The organism is Achromobacter marplatensis (assembly GCF_049060505.1).
GTDB lineage: Bacteria > Pseudomonadota > Gammaproteobacteria > Burkholderiales > Burkholderiaceae_B > Achromobacter > Achromobacter marplatensis_A.
Genome location: NZ_JBMGRB010000007.1, coordinates 228,342 through 254,650 on the forward strand (window position 1 = coordinate 228,342; position 26,309 = coordinate 254,650).

The 26,309-nt window shown below is 66.1% G+C and carries 22 protein-coding genes; 11 read left to right on the top strand and 11 right to left on the bottom strand.

Annotated elements, in window-relative coordinates; genetic code table 11:
- Positions 1–3 precede the first annotated feature (3 nt).
- The 3 genes from ACI0FO_RS18855 to ACI0FO_RS18865 all read left to right on the top strand — a co-directional run bounded on the left by ACI0FO_RS18855 (position 4) and on the right by ACI0FO_RS18865 (position 3,802).
- Complete coding sequence (locus tag ACI0FO_RS18855) at positions 4–1,113, top strand: S-(hydroxymethyl)glutathione dehydrogenase/class III alcohol dehydrogenase (protein WP_306939568.1); 1,110 nt, start codon at positions 4–6, stop codon at positions 1,111–1,113.
- A 170-nt stretch (positions 1,114–1,283) separates the two neighbouring features.
- Positions 1,284–3,221: a bifunctional metallophosphatase/5'-nucleotidase gene (locus tag ACI0FO_RS18860; protein WP_416029053.1), complete on the top strand. Its 1,938-nt coding sequence runs from the start codon at positions 1,284–1,286 to the stop codon at positions 3,219–3,221.
- Between the two features lie 98 nt (positions 3,222–3,319).
- A complete protein-coding gene (locus ACI0FO_RS18865; protein ID WP_416029055.1) occupies positions 3,320–3,802 on the top strand; it encodes a DUF2165 family protein in 483 nt (160 codons plus the stop codon).
- A gap of 24 nt (positions 3,803–3,826) precedes the next feature.
- Here the strand turns inward: ACI0FO_RS18865 and ACI0FO_RS18870 are convergent, their stop codons facing one another.
- From ACI0FO_RS18870 to ACI0FO_RS18885, 4 genes are all read right to left on the bottom strand, one after another.
- Positions 3,827–4,972 (bottom strand): glycosyltransferase family 4 protein, encoded by a 1,146-nt coding sequence (locus tag ACI0FO_RS18870; protein ID WP_416029057.1) that lies wholly within the window; start codon positions 4,970–4,972, stop codon positions 3,827–3,829.
- A complete protein-coding gene (locus ACI0FO_RS18875) occupies positions 4,969–6,000 on the bottom strand; it encodes a hypothetical protein (RefSeq protein ID WP_416029059.1) in 1,032 nt (343 codons plus the stop codon). Before ACI0FO_RS18875 ends, ACI0FO_RS18870 begins: the two co-directional genes overlap by 4 nt.
- Positions 6,001–6,315: 315 nt before the next feature.
- Positions 6,316–7,149, bottom strand: a complete 834-nt coding sequence (locus ACI0FO_RS18880; RefSeq protein WP_416029061.1) for a phytanoyl-CoA dioxygenase family protein — start codon at positions 7,147–7,149, stop codon at positions 6,316–6,318.
- A 17-nt stretch (positions 7,150–7,166) separates the two neighbouring features.
- Entirely contained in the window at positions 7,167–8,564 is a 1,398-nt protein-coding gene (locus tag ACI0FO_RS18885) for an amino acid permease (protein WP_416029063.1), read from the bottom strand.
- 152 nt (positions 8,565–8,716) lie between these two features.
- On the opposite strand from ACI0FO_RS18885, the gene ACI0FO_RS18890 reads away from it, so the two are divergent.
- Positions 8,717–9,826: a YcjF family protein gene (locus tag ACI0FO_RS18890; protein WP_416029065.1), complete on the top strand. Its 1,110-nt coding sequence runs from the start codon at positions 8,717–8,719 to the stop codon at positions 9,824–9,826.
- 31 nt (positions 9,827–9,857) lie between these two features.
- Here the strand turns inward: ACI0FO_RS18890 and ACI0FO_RS18895 are convergent, their stop codons facing one another.
- On the bottom strand, positions 9,858–10,757 hold the full coding sequence (locus ACI0FO_RS18895) for a serine hydrolase domain-containing protein (RefSeq protein ID WP_416029067.1): 900 nt from the start codon (positions 10,755–10,757) through the stop codon (positions 9,858–9,860).
- A 45-nt stretch (positions 10,758–10,802) separates the two neighbouring features.
- Here ACI0FO_RS18895 and ACI0FO_RS18900 point away from each other — a divergent pair, with 45 nt between their 5' ends.
- Complete coding sequence (locus tag ACI0FO_RS18900; RefSeq protein ID WP_416029069.1) at positions 10,803–11,408, top strand: LysR substrate-binding domain-containing protein; 606 nt, start codon at positions 10,803–10,805, stop codon at positions 11,406–11,408.
- Positions 11,409–11,630: 222 nt separating this feature from the next.
- Positions 11,631–11,843 carry a DUF1059 domain-containing protein gene (locus ACI0FO_RS18905; RefSeq protein ID WP_416029071.1) on the top strand — a complete coding sequence of 71 codons (213 nt, stop codon included), beginning with the start codon at positions 11,631–11,633 and terminating at the stop codon, positions 11,841–11,843.
- An 18-nt stretch (positions 11,844–11,861) separates the two neighbouring features.
- On the opposite strand, the gene ACI0FO_RS18910 is transcribed toward ACI0FO_RS18905, so the two are convergent.
- Both ACI0FO_RS18910 and ACI0FO_RS18915 read right to left on the bottom strand, forming a co-directional pair.
- Positions 11,862–13,352 carry an EAL domain-containing protein gene (locus tag ACI0FO_RS18910; protein WP_416029072.1) on the bottom strand — a complete coding sequence of 497 codons (1,491 nt, stop codon included), beginning with the start codon at positions 13,350–13,352 and terminating at the stop codon, positions 11,862–11,864.
- 176 nt (positions 13,353–13,528) lie between these two features.
- Positions 13,529–14,581 carry an ornithine cyclodeaminase gene (locus ACI0FO_RS18915; protein ID WP_416029074.1) on the bottom strand — a complete coding sequence of 351 codons (1,053 nt, stop codon included), beginning with the start codon at positions 14,579–14,581 and terminating at the stop codon, positions 13,529–13,531.
- A 124-nt stretch (positions 14,582–14,705) separates the two neighbouring features.
- Between ACI0FO_RS18915 and ACI0FO_RS18920 the strand changes: the two genes are divergently transcribed.
- The 3 genes from ACI0FO_RS18920 to ACI0FO_RS18930 all read left to right on the top strand — a co-directional run bounded on the left by ACI0FO_RS18920 (position 14,706) and on the right by ACI0FO_RS18930 (position 17,352).
- Positions 14,706–15,131 carry an Lrp/AsnC family transcriptional regulator gene (locus ACI0FO_RS18920; protein WP_006226764.1) on the top strand — a complete coding sequence of 142 codons (426 nt, stop codon included), beginning with the start codon at positions 14,706–14,708 and terminating at the stop codon, positions 15,129–15,131.
- A gap of 271 nt (positions 15,132–15,402) precedes the next feature.
- On the top strand, positions 15,403–16,335 hold the full coding sequence (locus ACI0FO_RS18925) for an N-carbamoyl-D-amino-acid hydrolase (protein ID WP_416029294.1): 933 nt from the start codon (positions 15,403–15,405) through the stop codon (positions 16,333–16,335).
- A gap of 60 nt (positions 16,336–16,395) precedes the next feature.
- A complete protein-coding gene (locus tag ACI0FO_RS18930) occupies positions 16,396–17,352 on the top strand; it encodes an ornithine cyclodeaminase family protein (protein WP_416029076.1) in 957 nt (318 codons plus the stop codon).
- A 68-nt stretch (positions 17,353–17,420) separates the two neighbouring features.
- Here the strand turns inward: ACI0FO_RS18930 and ACI0FO_RS18935 are convergent, their stop codons facing one another.
- Complete coding sequence (locus ACI0FO_RS18935) at positions 17,421–18,356, bottom strand: LysR family transcriptional regulator (RefSeq protein WP_416029078.1); 936 nt, start codon at positions 18,354–18,356, stop codon at positions 17,421–17,423.
- 97 nt (positions 18,357–18,453) lie between these two features.
- Here ACI0FO_RS18935 and ACI0FO_RS18940 point away from each other — a divergent pair, with 97 nt between their 5' ends.
- A complete protein-coding gene (locus ACI0FO_RS18940; RefSeq protein WP_416029080.1) occupies positions 18,454–19,674 on the top strand; it encodes an MFS transporter in 1,221 nt (406 codons plus the stop codon).
- A 4-nt stretch (positions 19,675–19,678) separates the two neighbouring features.
- Here the strand turns inward: ACI0FO_RS18940 and ACI0FO_RS18945 are convergent, their stop codons facing one another.
- From ACI0FO_RS18945 to ACI0FO_RS18955, 3 genes are read right to left on the bottom strand one after another with little or no spacing between them, the layout of a single operon-like run.
- On the bottom strand, positions 19,679–21,100 hold the full coding sequence (locus tag ACI0FO_RS18945; RefSeq protein ID WP_416029082.1) for an aldehyde dehydrogenase family protein: 1,422 nt from the start codon (positions 21,098–21,100) through the stop codon (positions 19,679–19,681).
- The gene (locus ACI0FO_RS18950) at positions 21,097–22,203 is read right to left on the bottom strand and encodes an alcohol dehydrogenase (protein ID WP_416029084.1); all 1,107 of its coding nucleotides are present in this window, start codon (positions 22,201–22,203) and stop codon (positions 21,097–21,099) included. Before ACI0FO_RS18950 ends, ACI0FO_RS18945 begins: the two co-directional genes overlap by 4 nt.
- Entirely contained in the window at positions 22,200–23,429 is a 1,230-nt protein-coding gene (locus tag ACI0FO_RS18955; RefSeq protein ID WP_416029086.1) for an ABC transporter substrate-binding protein, read from the bottom strand. Before ACI0FO_RS18955 ends, ACI0FO_RS18950 begins: the two co-directional genes overlap by 4 nt.
- A 175-nt stretch (positions 23,430–23,604) precedes the next feature.
- Between ACI0FO_RS18955 and ACI0FO_RS18960 the strand changes: the two genes are divergently transcribed.
- Positions 23,605–26,298, top strand: coding sequence for a LuxR C-terminal-related transcriptional regulator (locus tag ACI0FO_RS18960; protein WP_416029088.1), 2,694 nt, complete (start codon positions 23,605–23,607; stop codon positions 26,296–26,298).
- The last annotated feature ends 11 nt before the right edge of the window (positions 26,299–26,309 follow it).

Genomic DNA, 26,309 nt, shown 5'->3' on the forward strand with positions numbered 1-26,309 from the left:
GCTATGAAATCACGCGCAGCAGTCGCATTCGGACCCGGCAAACCGCTGGAAATCGTTGAAATCGACGTCGCGCCGCCCCAACGCGGCGAAGTGCTGGTGCAGATCACGCACACCGGCGTCTGCCACACCGACGCCTTCACGCTAAGCGGCGACGATCCCGAAGGTCTGTTCCCCGCCGTGCTGGGCCATGAAGGCGCCGGCATCGTCGTGGAAGTCGGCGAAGGCGTCACGTCCCTGAAGCCCGGCGACCACGTCATCCCGCTTTACACGGCCGAATGCCGCGAATGCAAGTTCTGCCTGTCCGGCAAGACCAACCTGTGCCAGAAAGTGCGCGCCACGCAGGGCAAGGGCGTCATGCCCGACGGCACCTCGCGCTTCAGCTACGAAGGCAAGCCGCTTTACCACTACATGGGCTGCTCGACGTTCAGCGAATACTCCGTCGTGAACGAAATCTCGCTGGCCAAGATCAACCCGGCCGCGCCGCATGAAAAGGTCTGCCTGCTGGGCTGCGGCGTGACGACCGGCCTGGGCGCCGTGCACAACACCGCGAAAGTCAAAGAGGGCGACACGGTCGCCGTGTTCGGTTTGGGCGGCATCGGCCTGGCCGTGATCCAGGGCGCGGTGCAGGCCAAGGCCGGCCGCATCATCGCCGTGGATACCAACCCGAACAAGTTCGTGCTGGCAAGCGCCATGGGCGCCACGGACTGCGTCAACCCCAAGGACTACGACAAGCCCATCCAGGACGTCATCGTCGAACTCACGGATGGCGGCGTGGATTTCTCGTTCGAGTGCATCGGCAACGTGCACGTGATGCGCGCCGCGCTGGAATGCTGCCACAAGGGCTGGGGCGAGAGCATCATCATCGGCGTGGCCGGCGCCGGCCAGGAAATCAGCACGCGTCCGTTCCAGCTGGTCACCGGCCGCGTCTGGCGAGGCTCCGCCTTTGGCGGCGTCAAGGGCCGCACGCAACTGCCGGGCATGGTGGAAGACGCCATGAGCGGCAAGATCGACCTGGACCCGTTCGTGACGCACACGCTGCCGCTTGAGCGCATCAACGAGGCCTTCGACCTGATGCATGAAGGCAAGTCGATCCGCACCGTGATCCACTTCTAAGCCCGCCCTCCCACTGGCGGCATCCAGCAGGCCCGGCGCGATGCGCCGGGCCTGTTTTTTTGTGACACGGGCAAGACAGCGCGACGCCCGCGCATGACAACCCTGTCATTCATCTTGACGTCATCTTCGGCCGCAACCATTCGCCCTTCCAATAACGAGGGATCACACGAATGATTACGTGGAAGAGGAATGCAAGCGCGGCGATACTAAGCGCCCTGTTGCTGGCCGGTTGCGGCGGCAGCGACGATGATGACGACGACACGACCAGCCCGGCGCCGGAACAGCCCGCGCCCGAACAGCCGGCCGCCAGCCGGCCGATGGAACTGACGATCCTGCACATCAACGATCACCATTCCAACCTGGACAGCAAGAAGAAAGACCTGAAGCTCAAAAATGCAGCCGGCGCGGCGGTGGCCGTGAACGTGGAAGTCGGCGGATTTCCGCGCGTGACGGGCGCCTTCAACGCGCTGTCCTCGCAGTCGGCCAACGTGCTGAAACTGCACGCGGGCGACGCCAATACCGGCACGCTGTACTTCAACCGCGCGGGCGAAGCCGGCGAGGCCGACGCGGCCCTGATGAACACGGTGTGCTTTGATGCGATGACGCTCGGCAACCATGAGTTCGACAAGGGCGACAGCGGTTTGAAGCGCTTCATCGACCTGCTGCATGCCGGCGCCTGCCAGACGCCGCTGCTGAGCGCGAACGTCACGTTCGCCGCCACGTCGGCGCTACATCCGTCGCGCGCGCCCGGCCTGGTCAAGCCTTCCATCGTGCTGCAGCGCGACGGCCAGCCTATCGGCATCGTCGGCCTGACGATCGCCAACAAAACGCAGCAGTCGTCCAGCCCGGACGCCGGCACGCTGTTCTCGGACGAAACGGCGGCGGCGCAGACGCAAATCGACGAACTGCGCGCCAAGGGCGTGAACAAGATCGTGGTGATGAGCCACGTCGGCTACGGCTACGACAAGCAGATCATCCCCAATCTGAGCGGCGTGGACGTGGTGGTCGGCGGCGACTCTCACACGTTGCTGGGTCCCGACGCGATGACGGCTTACGGCGTGGGGTCGCCCGCCGGCGCCTACCCGACCGTGCTGCAAAACAAGGACGGCAAGCGTGTGTGCCTGGTGCAGGCCTGGGAATACTCGCAAGTGGTTGGTGAACTGAAGGTCAGCTTCGACGCCAACGGCGACGTCACGGCTTGCGCCGGCACGCCGCACGTGCTGATGGGCGATGCGTTCACGGTGGCCGGCGCAGCGCCGGCCCCGGCCGACAAAGCGGCCATCCTGGCCGACGTGGCCGCCAGCGGCTTTCTGCGCATCCAGCAACCCGACGCGCAGGCCGCCACCGTGTTGCAGCCCTTCAAGGCCCGTGTCGACGCCTTCAGCGCCAGCCTGGTCGCCTCGGTGCCGCAGGAGCTTTGCTCGCGCCGGGTGCCGGGCGGCCCGGGCTCGCGCGACTACGGTCGCTCCAGCGCCGCATGCAACACGTTGGGCAGTGTCAGCCTGCGCGGCGGCGACATCCAGCAGCTGGTGGCGCAAGCCTATCTGGAAGTCGCCAACGCCAGTTACGGCGGCGCCGATATCTCGTTGCAAAGCGGCGGCGGCGTGCGCGTGCCTCTGCTGGGCAACGTAACGGCCGCCAACGTGATCGAAGTGGTGCCGTTCGGCAACATGCTCTGGCGTCTGGACGTCACGGGCGCCGAGGTCAAGAGCATGCTGGAAGACGGCATGCAGGCCGTCTACGGCCCAGGCGGATCGACCGGCCCGTACCCCTATGCTGGCGGCTTGCGCTGGGATGTAAACGCGGCGCAGGCGCAGGGCAGCCGTGTGACGAACATTGAAGTGCGGGATGCCGCCAGCGGCAACTGGCTGCCGCTGGACGCGGGGCGCACCTACAAGCTGTTCGTGCTGAGCTTCAACGCCACCGGCGGCGACGGCTACAAAACCCTGGCCAACGTTCCCGCCGCCCGCCGTCAGGACATCGGCGTGCTGGATGCCGACGTGTTGCAAAGCTATATCGACAAGCAGGCCAAGGACCCGGTATCCGGCCTGCCGGTGTTGAACCTGCTGCCCGTCAGCCTGTACAGCACCAAGACGTACAGCGAGTGACCGCCGCGCCCCTGACCTGACCGCAGGGTCTTTATTGCGCTAACCGGACGGCCCTCATATTATGCAAGGAAATACTTGCATAATATGAGGGCCGTCTTTTGAGTTCATCCATTGCGATCTGGCTGTTCCTGTCCGTCCAGGCCCTGGGGCTGGCTTTATGGCTGACCCTTGCGGCGCTGAACAACCGGCGCGATTTCACCGGCGCGGCAGCCGCGGTCGGTGCCACGATGGCGATGCTGCCGCTGACGCAAGAGCCGCGCATCCCCACGCCCTTGCTCAGCCGCGCGCAACGCGCCCCGGCACTGCATCGCGCGGCACTGGGGCTGTTGCTGGTGGTCCAGACCGCTGGCGCTGCCCTGGCCTGGGCCGGCTGCTATGCGCTGATGATCCAGGGCGATCTGGAAGCGGCCCGCCCTTGGCTGAACGGCGCGCTGGCCGCCCTGTCTGCGTGCCTGCTGGCCATGCATCTGAGCGGCTTGTGGTTTGGCTACTGGATCCGCCAGGACACCCTGCAGCTAACGCACATCGCATTGCTGCTGTGGTCGTGCCTGATGTTCCTGGCCTTCAATCTGGCGGCGTGAACGTCCGGCGGGCCCGGCCGGCGTTCAGGACGTCAGCCGCAGCTGGCCGCGCGCCTCGGTCGGGCGTTCCAGGTAGACCTCTTCCGTCCGCCCGACGAACTGCGCCAGCGAAAACTCGCGCTGCGCGGTGTCGCGCGCGTCGATGCCCATCTTCGCCACCAGGCTGCGATTCTTCAGGATCTCGACCAGGGTTTTCAGCACGCTGTTTACGGAGCCCGGCGGCACCACCCAGCCATTGCGGCCGTCCGTGACGTTCTCGGTCAGGCCGCCCACCTTGCTGACGATGACCGGCTTGCCGGAGGCCATCATTTCACGGCAGGCGAACGAGATCGTCTCAAGCCGCGACGACAGCACGAAGCCCACGTCCAGCGCGGACAGGAAAGGGCCCACGTCTTCCAGCAAGCCCGTGAACACCACCTGGTCCGTCATGCCCAGCTCGGCCACGCGCTGGCGTTGGCCGTCGTCGGGTTCCTTGCCGGCGATCAGGATCACGACCTGATCGCGCAGGTAATCGGGCAACAGCGACACGGCGGCCACCATGTCCAACCAGTTCTTGTAGCTGGCGGTGCCGGCGTTGCTGCCAATCACCAACCGGCGCCGCATGGCGGCCGGCAACAGCGCGGCGCGCGCCTGCTCCGCGTCGCGCGCGCTGGCCGGCCGGAATTGCGTGGTATCAACACCGTTGTGCACCACCCGCAGGTCCTCGTCGCGGAATACCGAGTCCTTCATGCGGCGGAACGTATGCCCGCAGACGCAGATGACGCGGTTGGTGCCCCACTTGGCGCGCATGCGCACGCCCAAGCTGTTGGCGGTGCGGTCGGTGTGCTGGGTCAGCACGATGAACGGACGCTTGGCGCCCATGCCCATCGTGGCCAACATGCACAGACGATGATCGGCGGATCCGTTCACATGGATCACGTCGAACTGTTCTTTGCGCAGCAACGCGCGCAGGCGGCGCAGCGCGCTCAACTGTTGGAATGGCCGGCCCTTGAATTCCAGGTCGATCGCCTGCACGCCTGGCAAGGCCTCGGCTTCGGCCAGCAAGCGGCTGCTGCGAGGCGCGGCAACGGTGATCTGCGCGCGCTGGCGCAACATGCGCGCCAGCGACATGACATAAGTCGTGTGCCCGCCGCCGTCGCCCTGGTGAAAGTTGGTGTAGAGGATCTTCATGATGTCAGGCTCGAAAGCGAATGCGGGGAAAGCGGGGAAGGCGGGGAAGGCGGCGATTCCGCCTGATTGAGCAAACAGCTCCAATGGCGTTTTTCGAACACGTCGTCGCCCAGGCGGCTGCCCGGCGACAAGTTGTAGACCTTGACGCCACGCGCGCTTAGCAGCCGGCTGGCCTGGCGGAACGCGGGTTCGATATGGCTGGCGAATTGGCGGTCCAACGCCGTGGCAAGCTGCGCGCCCGCGTTTTCGTAGAAGCGCGGCCCGGCGCTGGCGGTCAGGTCCAGCCCATGCACGTACAAGGTGCGGGCGCCCATCCAGGCCAGCAATTGCAAGCCGGTGTAGGCGACGGTGCCTCCGCCGAACAGCCCGCGTGCGGGATTCAAGCTGAAACCATGCGCGTGCTGCGGGTGATAGGCGTCGAACAGCACCAGTTCAGGGTCGTCGGCCAAGTGCGCCTCAAGGGCTTCGGGGCTTGCCCGCGGCTGCATGGCGCGTTGATGCACTTCTTCGAATAAGGCAATGCGGCAGCGAATGTCCTGCGCGGCGAACAGGAACGCGATCCAGCGGTACACCTCGGGCGTCACGAACAGCAGCAGGTCTTGCGACAGCACGTCGGCCACCAAGTCGCGCCGCCGCTTGACGAATCCGGCGTCCAGCATCGCGTAGTAGTCAAAGCGCAGCGACGGATGCTGGCGACGCAGCGCGATGGAACCGTTGACGCCCATGACGGCGCCAAGACGGCATTGCGCGTAGTCGATCTGCGCGATCGATGGGCCGCTCAGGATCAAGTGCGCATCGCCTTCGATATTGCGGGGCACATCGTCCATCGGCAGGGTCGCGGGGCCTTTCACGCCCACCAGTTCGCATCCCACCAGCCGTTCGCCGCCATGGCGGCGAATCTTCACCAAAGGCCATAGCGTCTCGTTGTGCCGATCGGCCGCGGCGCGCGTATAGCGGTAAAAATATCGAAAGCCCTTGGTCAAAGGACGCGAGCGCAACAGGCGGGGAACGAGGGCAAAACGGGGCATGAACGATGCCGCGGAAAACGCGGCGAAACCTTACGAGCGCCTGATTCTACGCAGGCATCCCCGTCAAAGGCCGGTTCGAAACATTTGAGATGTAACCGCATGGTGGGGCGTTGTTCCCGCCCTTTTTTTGCCCGTTTTCGCGGGTGCGCGGGCGATGTCCCACATTCCGGAACAAAGCGAATCCTGGCCCCCGCAACTGCACCATTTCCGTGCAAGCGCCGCCATTCTTATGGCGCTTGGGTGCGGGCGCGGCATGCGCCGCGCCCGTACTTTCCATTACGTTTAGCGCCAAAGCGAAAGGTAATTGAAAGCGAATTACGCAGCGACGCGGGGCCAAAGCACCGGAAACAGCGGGTGCGCCAAAGGTGCGCCTGCGGCCAGGGAGTCGGCCAGGCCCGGAAACTCTGGCGAGGTCCGCCACGGACGCGGCGCGTGCCGCATGTCCTCGCCCAGAAAGCGGAGCGAAAACGCGCGCCGGCGACGGTTGCCGCTTACGCCGCCCGCCGCATGCAGGGTCAGCATATGGAAGAACACCGCGTCGCCGGGTTGCAGTTCCCATCCCAGGATATTCCAGGCCGAACGGTCCGATTCGATGTCCGGCAAATCCGCCAGGCTGCCTTCGGGGAACCAGCTGGCCTGGTTGTCCAGGAACGTGCGCGGCATCAGCCACGGCCCCCGATGCGACCCGGCCACGAACTCCAGCGTGGATGCGCGCGCCACTGGGTCCACCGGCATCCACATACTGCAGTTCTGCTGGCCTTCGACGTTGTAGTAGGGCTGGTCCTGGTGCCAGGGCGTTGGCTGGCGCGTGTTCGGTTCCTTGACCAGAAGATGGTCGTGATACAGGCGCGCGCTGGGGCAGCACATCAACTGCGCGGCGACAGACCCGACGCGGCTGTCGAAGATGAATCGGCGGTAGTCGTCGTTCTCGGTCCAGTTGCAGAAATCTTCGAAGAACCAGCCGGGGTCGTCAGGGGTGCTGGCAACCTTGGCGCGCGGACTGGGCGCGGCCAGGTTGGATTCGATGCCGCGCGTCAACAGCGCGACTTCGTCAGGCGTGAACAACTGGCGCACGCAGACGGCGCCATCTTCCTGAAAGGCTTGGATCATCAAGGCGGGAAGTTCGAATTCATGACGGTTCGACAACATGGGTTCCTCCTGAAAAATCATGGATGCCGGGGTGACGGTGCACGGTCGCCGGGGCGGTTCGGCCGCGCCCACAGCCAGTACGCCACGGTCAGCAGCGCCAACCAGCCCGCGCCGACAAAGAGCGCCAGGCGGGTATCTGGAAACACGCCCAGCACGACAAAGATGAAGAGCATGAAGACAATGGCGAATAGCTGCCCGTAAGGCCAGAACGGCACCGGGAAATGCAGGGCGGCCGATTCAGGCGCGCTCAGGCCGCGCCGCATGGCCACCTGCGACAGCAGGATCATCAGCCACACCCATACGACTGAGAACGTGACCATCGATGCGAAGGCCATGAACAGTTTGTCGGGCAGCAGGTAGTTCAGCACGACGCCGCCCAACAAGGCCACGCCCATCACCAGCACCGTCATCCATGGCACGCCAAAACGCGACAGCCGCGAAAACACCATCGGCGCCTGGCCGTTGGCGGCCATGCCGTACAGCATGCGGCCGGTGGAAAAGATGTCGCTGTTGATCGCCGATATCACGGCCGATATCACGACCAGGTTCAACACCGAGGCGGCGGAAGCCAGCCCCAGCTGGCTGAAAATCTGCACGAACGGGCTGCTGTCGCCGGTGATGCCGGGCCACGGGAAAATGGCCATCAGCACCGTCAACGTCAGCACATAGAACAGCAGGATGCGCAGCGGAACCGAGTTGATGGCCCGGGGAATCATGCGTTGGGGATCGCGGGCTTCGCCCGCCGTCATGCCGATGACCTCGATGCCGCCAAACGCGAACATCACCACCGAGAACGACGCGATCATGCCTTGCACCCCGTTCGGGAAAAAGCCGCCGTGCCGCCACAGGTTGGAGAACCCCGACACCTTGGCGCCGCCGCCCGGCTGAATGCCCGCCAGCAGCACGCCCAGCCCCGCCGCGATCATGGCGACGATGGCCACGATCTTCAACAGCGACAGCCAGAATTCGAGCTCTCCAAAAACCCGCACGGAACACAGGTTCAGCCCGCCGATCAGCAGGACGATGCCCAGCACCCATATCCAGCGCGGCGTATCGGGGAACCAGAAGCCCATGTACAGGCCGAATACGGTAACGTCGGCCAGGCACACCATCAGCATCGAGAACGCGTAGCTCCAGCCGGTCAGGAAACCCAGATACGGCCCGAGATAGCGCGTGGCGTAGTGGCCGAACGAGCCCGACACCGGCGTTCTGACCGCCATTTCGCCTAACGCACGCATGGTCAGGAAGATGGCGGCCCCGCCGATCAGGTAGGCCAGCAGGACCGACGGGCCAGCGCGCTGGATCGCGCCCGCCGACCCGTAGAACAGCCCGGTGCCGATCGCCGACCCGAGCGCCATGAAACGAATATGCCGCGCGTTCAAGCCGCGCCGCAACTGCGTCCCCTCTTGGTGCATATGCCCCCCCGCTTTTGTGTGTTGTGACTGCCGTTGCATCAATGTGCACAGCGATCTTCTCCCAAGCCGCGCCCGAAATTCGATATGCACGCGCAAATCGGACGCATCTGATATCGTTCCCCAACTCTCCCCGGCTTTTCCCCAACTGACTGATGAACGCCCTTCGCCCCGACTCTCCCGCCCTGCAGGACGCCATCGCCGACGCCATCAGCACGGCGACGCGCGGCGCGGGCCGCGTGAACATCCTGATCGCCGGCAAGACGGGGGTCGGCAAGAGCACGCTGATCAATGCCGTGTTCCGCGGCGACCTGGCCAAGACCGGCGCGGGCAAGCCCGTCACCCAGTCCACCCAGGCCTACAGCAGGCCAGGCCATCCGCTGACCATCATCGACACCCGTGGCCTGGAGGTCAGCGACTACGCGCGCTCGCGCCAGCAACTGGCCGACCTGATCCAGGAACGCGCGGCGTCCGACGACCAGGACAAGCACCTGCATGTGGCCTGGCTCTGCATCCAGGACAGCAGCCACCGCGTTGAAGACGCCGAGATCGAGCTTTGCGACATGCTGGCCAATGCCGGCATCCCCGTCATCGCGGTGCTGACCAAGGCCCGCAAAGGCAGTCCCTTCGTGGATGAAGCGCGCAGGCTGCTGCCGCGCGCCAAGGATGTCGTGGCGGTGCGCGCGCTGCCGGAATGGATTGAAGAGCTGGATGCCGAACTGCCGCCAATGGGGCTGGACGCGCTGATCGGCGTCACGGCCGAATACATTCCCGAAGGCCAGCAGCGCGCCTACGCCAATGCGCTATCGACGCGCAACAAGAAAGCCCTGGAAGTAAAAAAAAAGCGGGCTGAGATAGAGGTCAACATCGCTGCGGGCCTGGCCGCGTCGGCGGCTGCCGCGCCCATCCCGTTCTCGGACGCGTTCGCGCTGGTGCCGATCCAGGTGGGGATGATCGCCAAGATCGGCATCACCTTCGGCATGGAACTGGACACCACCGCGATAACCACCCTGGTGACGTCCACGCTGGGGGCATCCGCCGCCACGCTGATCGGGCGCTCGGTCGTGTCGGGCATGCTGAAATTCATCCCGGGCGCGGGCAGCGCGGTGGGCGGCACCATCGCCGCCACCACCGCTGGCGCCATTACCAAGCTGATGGGCAACGCCTACGTGGCGGTGCTGTACGACTTCTGCCAGAACAATCCTGGCAAGGATATCGACATCGGCATGATCGCGCAGGCGCTGAAGCAGCGGGTAAAGCTATAAATCCGGCGGTAACGCCGCCGGGCAAACGCAGTCAGAACGCCCTGGCCAGCGCGGCGAAGAACGCGTCGTCGTTGATCTCCACGCGCTTTTTATAGCTGGGCTTGTTTCGCGCGCTAAGCACCACGGCAACGAGCTTGTGCGCCGGATTGATGTGGATGAACTGGCCGTAGATGCCTTCGGCCTGGAAAGCGCCCGCCAACGCGGGGTCTTTCAATTCCGGCACCCACCACATGTAGCCATACGGGACCTCGGTATCGCCAATGCGGTAAGGCGAGCCTGCCTGCGCGACCCAGTCATCCGGCAGCAGGCGTTCGCCGTCCACCTGCCCGCCTTCCAGCACGAATTGCCCGAACCGCGCGTAATCGCGCAACGTCGCATTCATGCCGCTGCCCGAGATCGTCATGCCCCCGGGGCATTCGGCCCACCAGGTGGCGTCGGATTCCATGCCGATGCGCGACCACAGGCGCGACTGCAGGTAATCCACCAACCGCTGCCCCGTGGCGCCTTCCATCACCGCGCTAAGCAGATACGATTCGCCTGTGTTGTAGGCCCAAGCCTGTCCGGCGGGCTGGCGCGCCGGCAGGCGTTTCATGAAATCGCGAATGCCACCCGGTTGCCACCGGGTCTGGATATCCAGCAGCTGGCGGCGCTGGGAAGCCGGATCGCCGTAGTCCTCGTTCCACTGCACCCCTGAACACATGCGCAACATCTGGCGCAACGACACCTCGCGGTAGACGCCGCCCAACTCCGCGTACCGGGTCACCGGGTCGTCAAGCGAATCGATCAGGCCTTCCTTCAACGCCACGCCCACCAGCGTGGCCGCCACCGACTTGGCCAGCGAACACGAATTCCAGCGGGTTTCCGGCGCGATGCCACGCTGGTAGGTCTCGAACGCGACCTGCCCGTCCTTCATCACCAGCAATCCGGCCACGCCATCGACCCCACGCACACCGACCAGGACATCGTCACGCTGCGGGTGATCCCCACCTTTGCGTTGCGCTGGCTTTTCCCCCGGCTGCGGCGCTTTCACGAGCAGTACCCGATGATCAAGGTCGTGGTCCGCACGCGGCTCAACGACATGACGGCCGACGAGACGGATTCCGACTTGGGGATCCGTTACGCGTTGGGCAATTTTTCGCACGAAGACGCCACCGAGCTCTACGCCGAATGGATCGTGCCGGTGTGCGCGCCCGGCCATATCGATGCGGCCGACCCCGAGCGCGGCTTGCAGGAATCCACGCTGCTGCATCCCCTGCCGGATCACCAGGACTGGATCACGTGGTCCGAGAAGACCGGCATCGACCTATTCACCCGAGGCGGCCTGGATTTCGACGCGCTGGACATGGCGTTGAGCGCCGCCGAGGCCGGCCTGGGCGTGGCCATCGCGGACGTCGTGCTTGCCGATCAAGCCATCCGGGATGGCCGGGTCGTCGTGCCGCTTCGCCGCGCGGTGCCTACCGGCGTGTCGTATTACCTGGTGCGCCAACCCGCGCTGCGCCATCGCAGGCAGGTCAAACTGGTGGAAGACTGGATCGTCAGCGAGCTGGTGGAATCCAAGGCCATCATCGCGTCCTACGCCTAGCGCTTGTCGCGCCCTGCGGAAAACCCGCTTGGCGCGTCCCCACTAACCGGCTTCAAACAGGGGCCGACCCCGCATTACGGGCCCCAACCCGGCGCCGACAAGCCTATACTTTTCTCACCATCGGGCGCGCTGCGACGCGCCATCGACCCGATGCCCTCCACGCCGCGCGTCGGATGTTCCATCACGCAAGCCGCCCTTGGCGCGCTGCGTCGGGAGAACGCCATGACCCGTAAATACATCGACTGCCGCGAGTACCCGAGCGAGATGAACTGCTCGGTGGCGCTGGCGGCGGATTCCGACGATGAGTTGCTGGAAGCCGCCGTGCAGCATGCCACCACGGTGCATAAACATACGGATTCGCCGGAGCTGCGCACACAGCTCAAGGGCCTGTTCCATGACGGCTCGCCGCCGGCGGAAGCGCCGGCCCGAGTTTGAGGTTTGACGGCACGGAGCTCATTCCGGCGGGATGTCCTCCGGCCTCACCGCCCGGCCCAACAGCCATCCCTGGCCGACGGCCGCCGGTTGGCGCGCCGACAGATATTGCGCTTGGGCTTCGGTTTCGATGCCTTCGACGATCAGCCCCACGCCCAACGCACGAGAGATATCAATGACGTGGTCAATGATGAGCGTGCCCGCCGGTTCCGCGCCGATGGCCTGCGTGAAACGGCGGTCCAGCTTGATGGCGTCGGCCTGCATTTCGGCCAGGTAGTTCAAATTGGAATTTCCGGTGCCGAAGTCATCGATCAGGATGCGGAACCCCTGGCGCTGCAAGGTACGGATAATGCCCCGCACGTGGCCGTCCGACAGCGGCGAGCCTTCAGTGATCTCCAGCGCTACGCGCGGCGGCGCAATGCCCTGTTCGTTTACCGTGCGCAGCAGGAAGTCGGGGTAGGCGTCGTCCTGCAGGTCCTTCGCCGACACGTTGATGCTGACGTAGAAGCCGGAGGCGTCCCGCAGCCGGCCGGCAAGATCGTGCAACGCCTGCTGCGTCACCACGCGGGATAACTCGCGCCCCAGGCCCATCTCTTCAGCCAGCGGCACGAACAGCGCGGGCGGCACAGCCGATCCGTCACGCGCGCGCCAACGCGCCAAGGCTTCGACCCCCACCAGGCGGCGCGTCGACAGTTCGCGCAGCGGCTGATAGCGGACTTGCACGCCGCCGCCGCGGATGGCTTTGCGCAGCGCGGTCCGCTCGCTCTTGGATTGCTGGCGCCACAACACGCACAAGCCTGCCAGCAAGCCCCCGGCCAGCGCGCCCGTGCACGCCAGGATCAGCGCGGGCAGCGTGAACCAGTCATGCGAGCTGACACGCGACACCGCGCAAGTATCCGAGGTCGCGGGCGGGGCGCATTCCGCGATGAGGCGCTCGGCCCGCAAACGGTTTTCAGGCGGGCTGTCGCCGCGATAGAGCGCCAGGCCATCCGTGCGGCCAAAGCGGCGGAAGACATGCGCGCCGTCGCGGGTCATCACCAGGGAATCGATCCCTGAACCGGGCTCCGGGAAACCGTCGAAGGCGCCTGGCGCCGTAAACACGATCACGTCGTTGCGCGCCGCCATGTCGCCGATGATCCGGCGGTCGATGATGTTGGCGGCCCCTACCCACAAGGATGTCCCGCTTCGCGTCGTGAAGGTGGCCGGGGGCAGCGGGTGGGGCGCGGCCAGCACGCCCCAGGCGGCGGAACACACCAGCATGCCGTCGCTCAGGCGACCGACGTCGCGCAGGAACGTGGCATTGAACAGCAGCACCCGCAACGTGGCCACGTCGGAGTCCGAACACAGATCGGCGCTGTGCGTGGCCGCCTGGATGAGGCGCTGGCTTTCCTGGGTCACGCGCACGGCTTGCGCCAGCAAGCGCGTATTGTGCCGGGCCAGCCTGTCGTCGACCTGGTTGACTTCGATCAGACGCCCGCCCGCCAGTCCCGCCAGGAAACCCAGCGTCGACATCGACAGGACTACAGCCGCAATTCGGAAACGTGACATCAGGGGAAGGGGCGCTGGCACCGCGCCGATCAAGAGGAAGCGCAGCGCGTAAGGCAATGTAACCGCAACCTGCCCTTCCGCCCCAAAAAAAAACGCCGATTCTTGAGAAGGGGCGTCTTTTTTGGCGAAAACCGCCCGAGCTAGCCCTGCGCCAGGGCGAATTGGCCGTTACGGGCCGTGCGCACCACGTTGAACAGGTTCTTGGGGTCGTGCAATTGCGGCGCCACTTCAATGCGGGTGCCGATCCCGTGCCGGGCCGCGCTATCGCGCAGCCAACGCAGGGCCGAGAAATCTTCCAGCGCAAAGCCAACCGAGTCGAAGAGGGTCACGTCGGCAGCGCTTTGGCGGCCGCTGCGCTGGCCGGTCAGCACACGCCACAGTTCCGTCACGGCAAAATCGGCAGGCATCTGTTGCAGCTCGCCTTCAATACGCGTCTGCGGTTCGTATTCGACAAACACCGGCCCCATGCGCAGCACGTCGGCATGCAATTCCGTCTTGCCGGGGCAGTCGCCGCCCAACGCATTGATGTGCATGCCCGGCTTGACCATGTCGGCGGTCAGGATGGTGGCGTAGGTCTTGTCGGCCGTCACCGTGGTGACGATGTCGGCGCCCTGCACGGCCTGGGCCGTGCCGTCGAAACGCACCACGCGCAGGGACGGCGCGACGGCGGCCAGATTGCTTTCCAGCTTGCGCGTGGCCTCGGGGTCCACGTCGTAAACGTGCAGCGTGTCGATGCCAAGAATGTAATGGAACGCCAGGGCCTGGAATTCGGCTTGTGCGCCGTTGCCGATCAGCGCCATCGTGCGGGAATCCGGCCGGGCCAGAGCGCGCGCGGCCAAGGCAGAGGTCACGGCGGTGCGCAAGGCGGTGGTCAGGGTCAATTCGCTGATCAGCAGCGGTTCGCCCGTGCTGACTTGCGCCAGGGCGCCAAAGGCCATCACGGTGGACAGGCCGGCCAGCGGGTTGTCGGGGTGGCCGTTCACGAATTTGAAGCTGTAGAGCTCGTTGTCGGCAGTGGGCATCAGTTCGATGACGCCGGCGGCGGAATGGCTGGCCACGCGTGGGCATTTATCGAATTCCTGCCATCGCAGAAAGTCGGCCAGCACATAGTCCAGCAGGTCGGTGAAGACCTTGCGCGGCCCTTGCAGGGCCACGATGTTGGCTACGTCCGAAGTCGTCAGCAGTGTCGTCAAAATGTTCTCCCCGAGTTATGGAACAGAAATTCTGGCGGACGGCCAAACCAATTCATAGTGACAACATTCAATACGAAACGCTAAGATTCTGGCATTACGTCAGCAACATTTAGCATTTTTCACAATGGACACGCTAGACCAGAGCCTGCTGGGCCTATTGCGCGCCAATGCCCGCTTATCCGTCGCCACGCTGGCGAAGAAGCTGGATGTCTCGCGCGGCACCATCGACAACCGCATCCGCAAGCTGGAAGAGCGGGGCATCATCGTGGGCTATACCGTGCGGCTGCGCCCCGAAGTCGAAACCGAAGACATCGTGGCCTGGATGAGCATCGCCGTCGAAGGCCACGAGACCCGCAAGATCGTGAACCTGCTGATGGGCGAACCCAGCGTTGCCGGCTTGCACGACACGAACGGCCGCTGGGACCTGCTGGCCGAATTGCGCGTGCCCACCATCGAGCAGTTGTCCGAAGTGCTGGACCGCCTGCGCACGCTGAAAGGCATTTCGGCCACCGAAACCAGCATCCACCTGAAGACGTTCAAAGCGTTCTAGGCCGCCGTCGCGGCGTTAAAAAAAGCGGGTAAACCCTATATAGAACTTTGCATGCCGTCCATCAGCTGGCGTTATGCCCGCGCCCGGACGCAAGCTAGCCATTTCCGTAAAACGTCAATGCAATCAGCGCGTTAGCCGCAGCTGGCGCGCGCGCTGTCCCGTGACGCGGCGGCGTCCCCTGCGCTATCGAATTTCGGCACGCGCATGCATGCTTGAAGGCTGAAATTTTATGGAGATTGACACCATGAGCCACGCCACCCCCGCCCGCAAAATGGGCCTGGCGGTCGCCCAGATGGGCGCCGTGAACCTTGCCGACACCCGCGCCGCCGTGGTCCGCCGAATGGTCGAGATGATGCGCGAGGCCGCTGCCCGCCAGGCGGAGTTCGTTGTATTTCCCGAGTTGGCCTTGACGACGTTCTTTCCGCGCTATTGGATGGACGACGCCGAGGCCGTGGACCGCTTCTTCGAAAAGGCGATGCCCAATGCCGACGTGCAGCCGCTGTTCGACACCGCACGCGAACTTAGCATCGGTTTTTATCTCGGCTATGCGGAACTGACGCCGGAAGGCCGCCAATTCAACACCGCTATTCTGGTGGACCGCGGCGGCAAGATTATCGGCAAGTACCGCAAGATCCATCTGCCGGGGCATTCCGACCATAAGATCGGCGCGCCCTTCCAGCATCTGGAGAAGAAGTTCTTCGAAGTGGGCGACCTGGGCTTCGGCGTTTGGGAAACCAACGACATCAAGATCGGCATGTGCCTGTGCAATGACCGGCGCTGGCCGGAAACGTACCGGGTGATGTCGCTGCAAAGCGCGGAACTGATCGTGCTGGGCTACAACACGCCGTCGCTCAACATCCATTGGAACGAGCCGGCGCACCTGCGCACCACCACGCACGAGATCGTGCTGCAAGCCAGCGCCTACCAGAACGCGGTGTGGGTCGGCGCCGCCGCCAAGTGCGGCCACGAAGACGGCCACCACATGATTGGCAGTTCGATGATCGTGGCGCCTTCCGGCGAGATCGTGGCGCGCGCGAGCGGCGAAGAAGACGAAGTCATCACGGCGAAGATCGACCTGGGAATGGGCCAGCTGTTCCGCGACCACGTCTTCAATTTCGCCAAGCACCGCAGCCCGCAGCACTACAAGCTGATCACCGAGCGCACGGGCGCGGGCGACCCGCTGCCGGCGGCGCCGATCGAATAGGCGCGGTGCTAGACTGCCTGCGGCCCTTCGATTGATTGACCTCCTTCAGGCAGTGACTCCATGCGCTTCATCGACACGGAACAGACCCGGGACGCCCTGTCCTTCGACGCCGTCATCCCGGCTTTGCGCGACGCGTTCCGCGAAGGCGCGACCGTGCCCGGGCGGCATGTCCACGCCATCCAGTCCGGCACGGCCCATGGCACGTCGCTGATCATGCCGGCCTGGAGCGACCGTGGCTATTTTGGCGTGAAGATCATCAACATCTTTCCCGAAAACACGCACTTGGGCCTGCCGGGCCTGCACGCCACGTACAACCTGTACAGCGCCACGACCGGCGTACCCATCGCCCAGGTGGACGGCGATATCGTCACCGTCTACCGCACGGCCGGCGCCGCCGCGCTGGGCGCGGATTACCTGGCCCGCCCGGACGCCGGCACGCTGCTGATCGTGGGCTCGGGCCGCATCGCCGGGCTGGTGGCGCAGGCCATGCGCACGGTGCGCCCCATCCAGCGCGTGCGGGTGTGGAACGTGCGGGCCGCGGGCGCCGAAGCGCTGGCGCAAGGCTTGCGCGAACAGGGTTTCGACGCCCAGGCCACGACCGACCTGGAAGCGGCCGTTCGCCAAGCGGACATCATCAGCTGCGCCACCCTGTCCACCGTGCCGCTGATCCAGGGCGCGTGGCTGCGGCCCGGCACGCACCTGGACCTGATCGGCAGTTTCAAACCTGAAATGCGCGAGACCGATGCCGCCTGCTTCGACGGCACGACGGTCTATGTGGATACCGACGAAGCGCCCACCAAATCGGGCGACCTGCTGTCCGCCTTCGAGGCCGGCGTGTTGACGCGCGAGGCCATTCAGGGCGACTTGCGCCAGTTGACGACAGGCGAACGTCCGGGCCGGCGCAACGCGCAAGAGATCACCGTGTTCAAGGCGGTGGGCAGCGCACTGGAAGACCTGACGCTGGCCACGCTGGTCTATGAAGCGGTGCAAGCGTCGGATAGCGCCAAAGCCTCGTAGGAAGGCGGCCGGGGCGCCGAATCCGCATCGGCAGACCCGTTTGTTTCAATAACGCTGCGAAGCGTGTGTCAACCGCCGGCCAATTCCATGGGCAGGTGTTCGCGCATGGTTTCGATGAAGCGGCGCAACCGCGCGGGCTGGAAACGAGAGGGCGCATAGACCAGGGACACCGGCAACGGGTCCGCCTGCCATTGCGGCGCCAGATGCACCAGCCGGCCCGCCGCCAGATCTTCCTGCATGGCCCAGGCCGACCCCAGCGCCACGCCCAATCCCAGCACGGCGGCCTTGCGCAGCGCATGCAAGCCATCGGTGGACAGGCGGGGCTGAATACCGAAACGCTCCGAATCGCCCGACCCGCAATGCGTCAAGCTGACTTCGGTGCGATAAAACGTGCGCAGCGCCAACCAGGGCAGGCGCGCCAGTTCGGCGGGCTGTTGCGGCACCGGCGCGCCTTGCAGCAAGGCGGGCGACGCGACGACGATGCGCGGAACGTCGCCCAGCTTAACGGCGATCACCGACGGGTCGGTGACCGCCCCCACGCGAATCGCGCAATCCACGTTCTCGGCGATCAGGTCGGGCATGCGGTCGTGCAGCAGCCATTCCACCCGCATGTTCGGATACTGCTGCAGGTACTTTGCCAGCGGCTCCACGAACTGATCCTGCCCAAACGCATGCGGCGCCACCACGCGCAACGTGCCGATGGGTTCATCGCCCGCGCCCCGCACCTCGCTTTCGAATGATTGCCAGGTGGCGATCAGGTCCTTGGCGCGCTCGTAGCAGCGCTGGCCGTCTTCCGTCAGGCGAATCGCATGCGTGGACCGCTGCAGCAGCCGCACGCCCATCGTGCGTTCCAGCAGCTGCAGGCGCCGGCTGACCGTGGGCTGCGTGCCCCCCATCTGCGCGGCGGCGGCCGACAGGCTGCCCGCCTCGACGATGCGCACGAAAGTTTCAATCAGCAGGAGGCGGTCGGTGCCGGCCGCGGCGTTCAGGGCAGAGGGGGTCATACGTCTATCGTATAACGGATGTACCTTGGGATCGGCTACCAAAACCCGGGCGCGGCGCCCAGAATCCGTTCCGTACCTGATCCCTCGGATAGCCAACATGACCTCCCGGACTTCTCCCGCTGCCCTGTCCCGCAGCCTGGTTCTTCTTCTTGCCGTCGGCGCTGGCCTGGCGGTTGCGTCCCTGTATTACAGCCAACCCATGCTGGGCGTGCTGGGCGCGGACATCGACGCCAGCGCCGCGACGTTGGGCTGGATTCCCACGCTGACACAGCTTGGTTATGCCTTTGGCATCCTGCTGCTGGCGCCGCTGGGCGACCGCCATGACCGCAAGCACATCATTCTGATCAAGGCAGCGGTGTTGAGCCTGGCGCTGCTGGCGGCCGCCGTGGCGCCGTCCATCGGCCTGCTGCTGGCGGCCAGCTTCGCCGTGGGCCTGTCGGCCACGCTGGCCCAAGACATCGTGCCGGCCGCCGCCCACCTGGCGCCCGCCGAATCACGGGGCAAGATCGTCGGCACCGTCATGACCGGCCTGCTGCTGGGCATCCTGCTTTCGCGGGTGGTCAGCGGTTTCGTGGCCGAACAATTCGGCTGGCGCGCGATGTTCGTCGCCGCAGCCGCGACCATCGTGGCGCTGGGCGCGGCGCTCTGGCGCGGCCTGCCGCGTTTCGTACCCACGACGCAACTGGCTTACCGCGCTTTGCTGGGATCGCTTGCGACCCTGTGGCGCCAACATCCTGCGCTGCGCCGCGCCGCCATGGCGCAGGGCTTGCTGTCTTTAGGCTTCAGCGCGTTCTGGTCGACGCTGGCCGTGATGCTCCACGGCGCGCCGTTCCACCAGGGCGCAGGCGCCGCAGGGGCGTTCGGCCTGGCCGGCGCGGCGGGCGCCTTGGCCGCGCCGCTGGCCGGCCGGGTGGCCGACACGCGGGGTCCGCAGGCCGTCGCCAGCCTGGGCGCGGGGCTGACCATGGTGTCGTTCGCCGCGATGTTCTTGTTGCCGCTGTTGCCGGCGCATGCCGCGCTGTGGTTGATCGCGGGCAGCGCCATCGGGTTCGACCTGGGCATTCAGACGTCGCTGATCGCGCATCAAAGCATCGTCTACGGTATCGACCCCGCCGCCCGCAGCCGCCTTAACGCCATTTTGATGACGGGCGTGTTCATCGGTATGGCCGCCGGCGGCGCGCTGGGCAGCCTGGCGCTGGCCCAATGGGGCTGGACGGGCGTTACGTTGGTGGCGACCGGCGCGGCGGCCGCGGCGCTGGCCCTGCGAGTGTGGCCAAGCGTCTGCCGCAACCGCCCCGCCGGCCGCTGCGCGGCATAAGCGCCTAGGCCAGCACCGACACCGTCTGCACGTTGGTGTATTCCAGCAGTCCGTCCAACGCGTTCTCCACGCCCACGCCGGACTGCTTATGGCCGCCAAAGGCCACGTTCGGCGACATGACATGGATGTGGTTGATCCACACCGTGCCGGTTTCCAGCCGGCGGGCAATTGCCTGTGCCCGGGCCACATCACGGGACCAGACCGACCCGCCCAACCCATACTCGGTGTCGTTGGCGCGGCGGACGACCTCGTCGATGTCGCGGTACTTCAGCAAGGGCAGCACCGGACCAAACGCCTCTTCGACCACGCTGCGCGCATCGTCGGGCGGGTTGTCCAAGATGGTGACTGGCACGAAGTAACCCTTGCCCTCCGGCACCTCTCCGCCCGCCAGAAAGCGCACGCCGGTGCGGTGGGCATCGGCGATCAGTTCCTTCACGCGCTCGTATTGGCCCCGGTTCTGGATGGGGCCCAACCCCGTGCCGGGCTGCGCGCCGTCGCCCACCACCACCCCGGCGGCAACCGTTGCCAGCGCGTCGGCGAAGGCGTCGTAGATGGATTCATGCACGTACAGGCGCTTGGTGGCCAGGCAATACTGCGACGAGTTGCGGAACGCGCCCCAGAACAGCTTGGCGGCCGTGTCCTTAACATCCACATCGGGCAGCACGATGGCGGCGTCGTTGCCGCCCAATTCCAGGGTCACGCGCTTCAGACGCGCCGAGGCGCTTTGCATCACGCGGCGGCCCGTGACCGTCGACCCCGTGAAGGCGATCTTGTCGATACCCGGATGCTCGGTCAGCCATGGCCCCAGGCGGTCGCCGCCGCTGATCACGTTCAGCACGCCGGGCGGCAATACGTCGCGGAACAGCTCGCCCATTTTCAGCGACGTCAGCGGCGTGAACGGCGAAGGCTTGAGCACCACCGTGTTGCCCGCCAGCAGCGCGGGCGCGATTTTCCAGATGGCCAGCGTCATCGGGAAATTCCAGGGCGAGATCGCCGCCACCACGCCGATCGCGACGCGCCGCGTTTCAAACAGATGACCCGCGCCGTCGTCATAGCGGTCCACGGGCAGCTCCCGCGCGGCGAATTCGCGCAGCCACACGACGCACCGGCCGACTTCCGACTTGGCGTCCGCATGCGGCTTGCCCTGTTCGCGCGTCAATAGGCGCATGAAACCGTCGGCATGCGCCTCCAGGCGGTCCGCCATCGCCCGCAAGGCCTGCTGGCGTTCGGCGATGGGCCGGTCGCGCCATGGGGCGAACGCGGCGCGCGCGGCGGCAATCGCGGCGTTCAATTGCTCAAGCGACGCGTCGGGCGCCGTGGCAATGCGTGCCTCCGTGGCGGGGTTCAACACATCGAAGGTCTGCGCGGAAGACTCGCCGCGGCCGTCCAGCGTCATCGTGTAATCGGAATCCAGATTCAACGTCATGGGTGAATTGCCTGTGAAGAAGGGATCAAGGCCGCATCGGCGTCGAGCCAGCCAGGGGTAAGTAACAGCCGTCCCACGACGCGCCCCGCGGCCAGGTCGGCCAGGGCGGATTGCGCATCGTCCAGGCACCGGCATGCCGTGGGAATGGCGCGGGGTTTGCGCTCGCGCACCAGCGCCATCAGCGCCTTGAGTTCGTCCAGGTTTCCAATGTAGGACCCCTCGATGCTGATGGCTCGCATGGGGATCAGCGCGGGCGACACGGTAAGTTCACCGCCGAACAGGCCCACCAGGATCAACTGCCCGCCTTTGGTCAGCAGGTCCATGCCTTGCTGCACCGTCGTCGCCGCGCCCACGCAATCAATCACCGCCCAGACGGCGCCGGCCGCGTGCCGCACCTGATCCAGCGCATCCGGCGCGCGGGCATCCACTGCCGCATGCGCCCCCGCGGCCAACGCCGCGCCTCGGCGCGCGCCGTCGGGCTCCAGCACCACGACGTTCGGGCAACCCAGGGCGCACAACAAGGTGACGCACATCAAGCCCAGGCCTCCGGCGCCCACCACCACCACGGTCTCTTCGGCCAGCACTTCGGCCGGGATCTTGCGGATGGCGCTGTACGTCGTCAGCCCCGAACAGGCATAGGGCGCGGCCTGCGCGGGCGGCAGGTCGCCGATGCCGACCAGATAGCGCGCGTCCGGCACCATGATGTGATCGCTATAACCGCCCGGCCGGAAGATCCCCAGAAATCGCGGCGCGGCGCAGAGGTTTTCGCGGCCACGGCGGCACACCTTGCATTCGCCGCAACCGATCCACGGGTAGACCAGAAAGCGTTGACCCGGCCGCACGCCACGCGCATCGGGGCCAGCCGCAACGACTTCGCCCACGGTTTCATGGCCCAGCGTCAGCGGCAGCGTCACGCCGCGCTGCGCCATGCGCAGGCGCTTCTCGCCGCCCAGATCGTAGGCGCCCTCCCATGTATGGATATCGGTGTGGCACACGCCCGCCGCCAACACCCGCAACAACACCTGGGCACCCGCGGGGGCCGGCGTCGGGCGTTCGTTACGGGCCAGCGGTTCGCCGAATGCCGCGACGTCGTAACTGATCATTCCGCGCCTCCGGCGGATTTGGCCAACGCGCAGCCGCCCTTGTCCAGCGGGCGGAACGCCACGTCGCCGGGGATCACGGCGACCTGCTTGTAGAGGTCCCATTCGCCCTTGGATTCTTCGGGCTTCTTCACCTGGAACAGGTACATGTCGCGCACGACGCGGCCGTCCACGCGCAGCGTGCCGTTTTTAGTCATGAAGTCGTTGACGGGCGTCTCGCGCATCTTCGCCATGACGGCGTCGGCGTCTTTGGTGCCTGCGGCCTTCACGGCGTTCAGGTAGTGCGTGACGGCCCCGTATGTGCCCGCCTGCGTCATGGTGGGCTTGCGGCCCATCTTGTCCTGAAAGCGCTGCGACCAGGCGCGCGTGGCGTCGGTCTGATCCCAGTAGAAGGCCTCGGTCAGCAGCAAGCCTTGCCCCAGTGGCAAGCCGATGGACTTCACGTCTGACAGGAACGCCAGCAACGCCACCAGCTTTTGCGGGCTGCCCGGGCGCCCGATGCCGAAGTCAGCCGCCTGCTTGATGGCGCTGATGACGTCGTTGCCCCCCAGCGCCAGGCCGATGATGCCCGCCTTGGAGCTTTGCGCCTGCAACAGGTAGGAGCTGAAATCCGGCGAATTCAACGGTGAGCGCACCGCGCCCAGCACCTTTCCGCCTTTCTTTTCGATGACGGCCGACGCGTCGCCCTGCAAGGCGTAGCCGAACGAATAATCCGCCGTCAGGAAGTACCAGTTCTTGCCACCCTGGTCAGTCACCGCCGCGCCCGTGCCGTTGGCCAGCGCATAGGTGTCGTAGGTCCAGTGCACGGTGTAGGGCGAACACGCCTTGCCCGTCAGCTCGGAGGTGGACGCGCTGGTCACCATGACGACTTTCTTCTTCTCCCGCCCCAATTCGCTGATGGCCAGCGCCAACGCCGACGTGGGCAAATCGGTGATCATGTCCACGCCGTCCTGGTCGATCCAGCGGCGCGCGGCCGCGCTGGCCACGTCAACCTTGTTCTGCCCGTCGGTGAACACCAGCTCGATGGGTTTGCCCAGCACCGAGCCGCCGAAATCTTGTACCGCCATGCGCGCCGCTTCAACGAGGCCCTTGCCGCCGATGTCCGAATACGCTGAACTCATATCGGCCATGACGCCGATCTTCACGGGGCCCGCCGCGGGTTGCGCCTGCGCGCTGCCAGCGGCCAGGGCCGCGCCCGCCAGCGCGAACGTCAGTTTCAGAATTGCCATGACTTGTCTCCGTTATCGGTTTGCGCCGTCTATGCGGCGTATTGCTCTGGGGAGCGTCCTTTTGTATCGTAGGCACGCGTTTTCGCCTTCGTCCAAAGCGACGATTTTTCAGTTCCACGCGGGTTAACCCGGGGCGATGCCGCACTGCATAGACCCTTCGTCCCACAGGCAGCTCATGCGTCATTCGTATTCGGTGGAACACGCGCAGGCCAGCGGCAAGTTCAGCGCGCCGGCGGCTCATGGCGACCACATCGCGCGGCAGCGGCTATGCGAACAGATCTGCCGCCCGGACGGCCCCAAGGTCGTCGTGGCGCGCGGTCCGGCCGGCTATGGCAAGACGACGTTATTGGCGCAATGCCAGGCGCTGATGCAGGCGCGGCCCATGCGCACGGCGTGGCTGACGCTGGACCGCGCCGACAACGACCTGTCGCGGTTCCTGCGGTGCCTGACGGCGGCGCTGGGTCCGCTGTCGGGTAATGCCGCGGCCTCGCTGCGCGAAGGCAACGGGCCGGACGACGCGCTGGCGTTGGCGCTGGTCGAAGCCGTCGCATCGCAGTCCGCGCCCTTTGCGCTGATCCTGGACGAATTCGAAGCCATCACCGCGCCCGCCGTGCTGGACCTGGTGCAGGATCTGATCGGCAGCCTGCCCGCGCACGGCCGCCTGCTGATCGCGTCGAGGCATACGCCCGGCCTGGCGCTGGGGCGGCTGCGCGCCGCCAACCAGCTGCTGGAGATCGACGCCGCGCAGCTCTGCTTTTCGGTGGACGAAGCGCGCCATTTCTTTGCGCGCCGCCTGCCGGCACTGACGCCTGCCGAGGTCGGCCAGCTGCATCGCAAGACCGAAGGCTGGATCGCGGCGCTATGCCTGGCCGGCGCCAGCCTGTCGCGCCAGCCGTCCGCCGCCGCCTTTATCGAACGCTTTTCGGGCAGCGACCAATCCGTGGCCGACTATCTGGCCGAAGACGTGCTGGCCAGCCAGCCGCCCGAGCTGCAGCGCTTTTTGCTGCACACCAGCCTGCTCAAGCAACTAAGCGCGCCGCTATGCCAGGCGCTGCTGCCGGACCTGGACTGCGCGCGGCTGCTTGCGCAGCTGGAACACGGCCACGTGCTGCTGACGCGTTCGGCCACGGACGCGCGCCACTACCGTTATCACAGCCTGTTCGCCAGCTACCTGCAATCGCAGTTGCGGGCACAAGCGCCCGGCGACATCGCACGGCTGCATCTGGCCGCTTCGCGTTGGTACGACGAACAGGGCCGGCCCGTTCCCGCCATCGACCACGCCATCGACGGCGGCGACTTCGCGCGCGCCTTGTCGCTGCTGCAGACGCATGCGGACGCCCTGTTGGCCGAGGGCCGCATGCGGCTGCTGGCGCGGTGGTTCACGCAAGTCCCGCCCACGGTGCTGGCCACGCGGCCCCATCTGCTGGCAGTGCAGATATGGGCCACGTGCTTTACGCGCGGCCCTAGCGAGGCCTCGCAACAACTGGAAGAGCTGGGCCTCGCCCGCAGCGCCGATCCCGGTGTGCAGGCGCATGTGCGCGCGCTGCAGCCGCTGCTGTTGTCGATGATGGATCGGCAAGAAGACGCCTACGCCATCGGCATGCCCAGCATCCAGGCCCTGGGCGGCACGTTGTCGTTTACCGAGACGGCGCTGGCCAACGCCATGGCCAACGTCGCGGCGGTACTGGGCCGGTATCACGAAGCGCGCGTGTTGCTGGACACGGCGCGCCGCGCGCAAGGCGGCGCAGCCGGCACATTCAATCTGATGTACTCCGAGGCGGTGGAAGGCATTATCGATCTGCAGGAAGGACGCATGCGGCAGGCCGGCGCGCGCTTTCGCATGGCGGTGCGCGCCACCCGCAACGGCGCCTATGGCCAGGCCAACGGCAACGCCTGGGCCGGCGTGTTGTATGCGGCATGGGTGTACGAAACGGGCGACCTGGCGCAAGCCGCGCGGCTATTGCAGGTGTATGTGCCGCTGGGCCGCGACGTGGCGCACCCCGATCATCTGATCATGGGCTATCTGATGCTGTCGCGCGTGGCGTTCTACGACGGCGATGTCGAGCAGACCTTCTACTTGCTGGGCGAACTGGAATATCTGGGCCACCAGCGGCGCCTGCCCCGCATTGCGGCAAGCGCCCGCGTTGAACGCGCGCGCGTGCTGTTGCTGCAAGGGCATCCGCAGGCCGCGCGCGACGAACTGCGGCGCGCCGACGATGCTGACTTGTGGACCCGGGTGGAAGCGTTGCGACTACCTGCCAACGATCTGCTGACGCCGCGGCTTGGCCGCTTGCGATGGGAGGCCTACGCAGGCGACCCTGCTACCGCGCTGCGCCAGCTGGATCAGGACATCAGCCAGGCTGAAGCCACGCGGCGCGTGCGCCGCGCCTACAAGCTGCAGCTGTTTCGCGCGGTGGCGCTGGACCGGGCGGGCGAAGAAGCGAAGGCCGGCGACCAACTGGCGGCGGTGATCGCGACGGCGCAAGCGGAAGGCCTGTGCCGGGTGCTGGTGGACGAAGGCGTGTTGTTGCATCGCCTGATCCACCGTCATGTCGCCACGGCCGCGGGCAGCGCCGCCATGGCGTCCGACGGCGCGCGCGACTGGTGGGCACGCTTTCAGGCCCAGGCGCCCATCGAAGCCGAGTCCGTCGCGCCCGCAGCGGCCGTCGATGGCGCGGAAGCGCTGACGCCGAAGGAACTGCGCGTGCTGCGCCTGCTGGCCGAAGGCCACTCCAACAGCGCCATCGCCCAGCAGCTATTCGTCTCGGAAAGCACCGTGCGCACCCACCTGCGCCATCTGAACGTCAAGCTCAGCGCGGACAGCCGGACCCAGGCCGTGGCGCGTGCCCGCAGCGCGGGGCTGCTGTAGGCGGCGCGCTG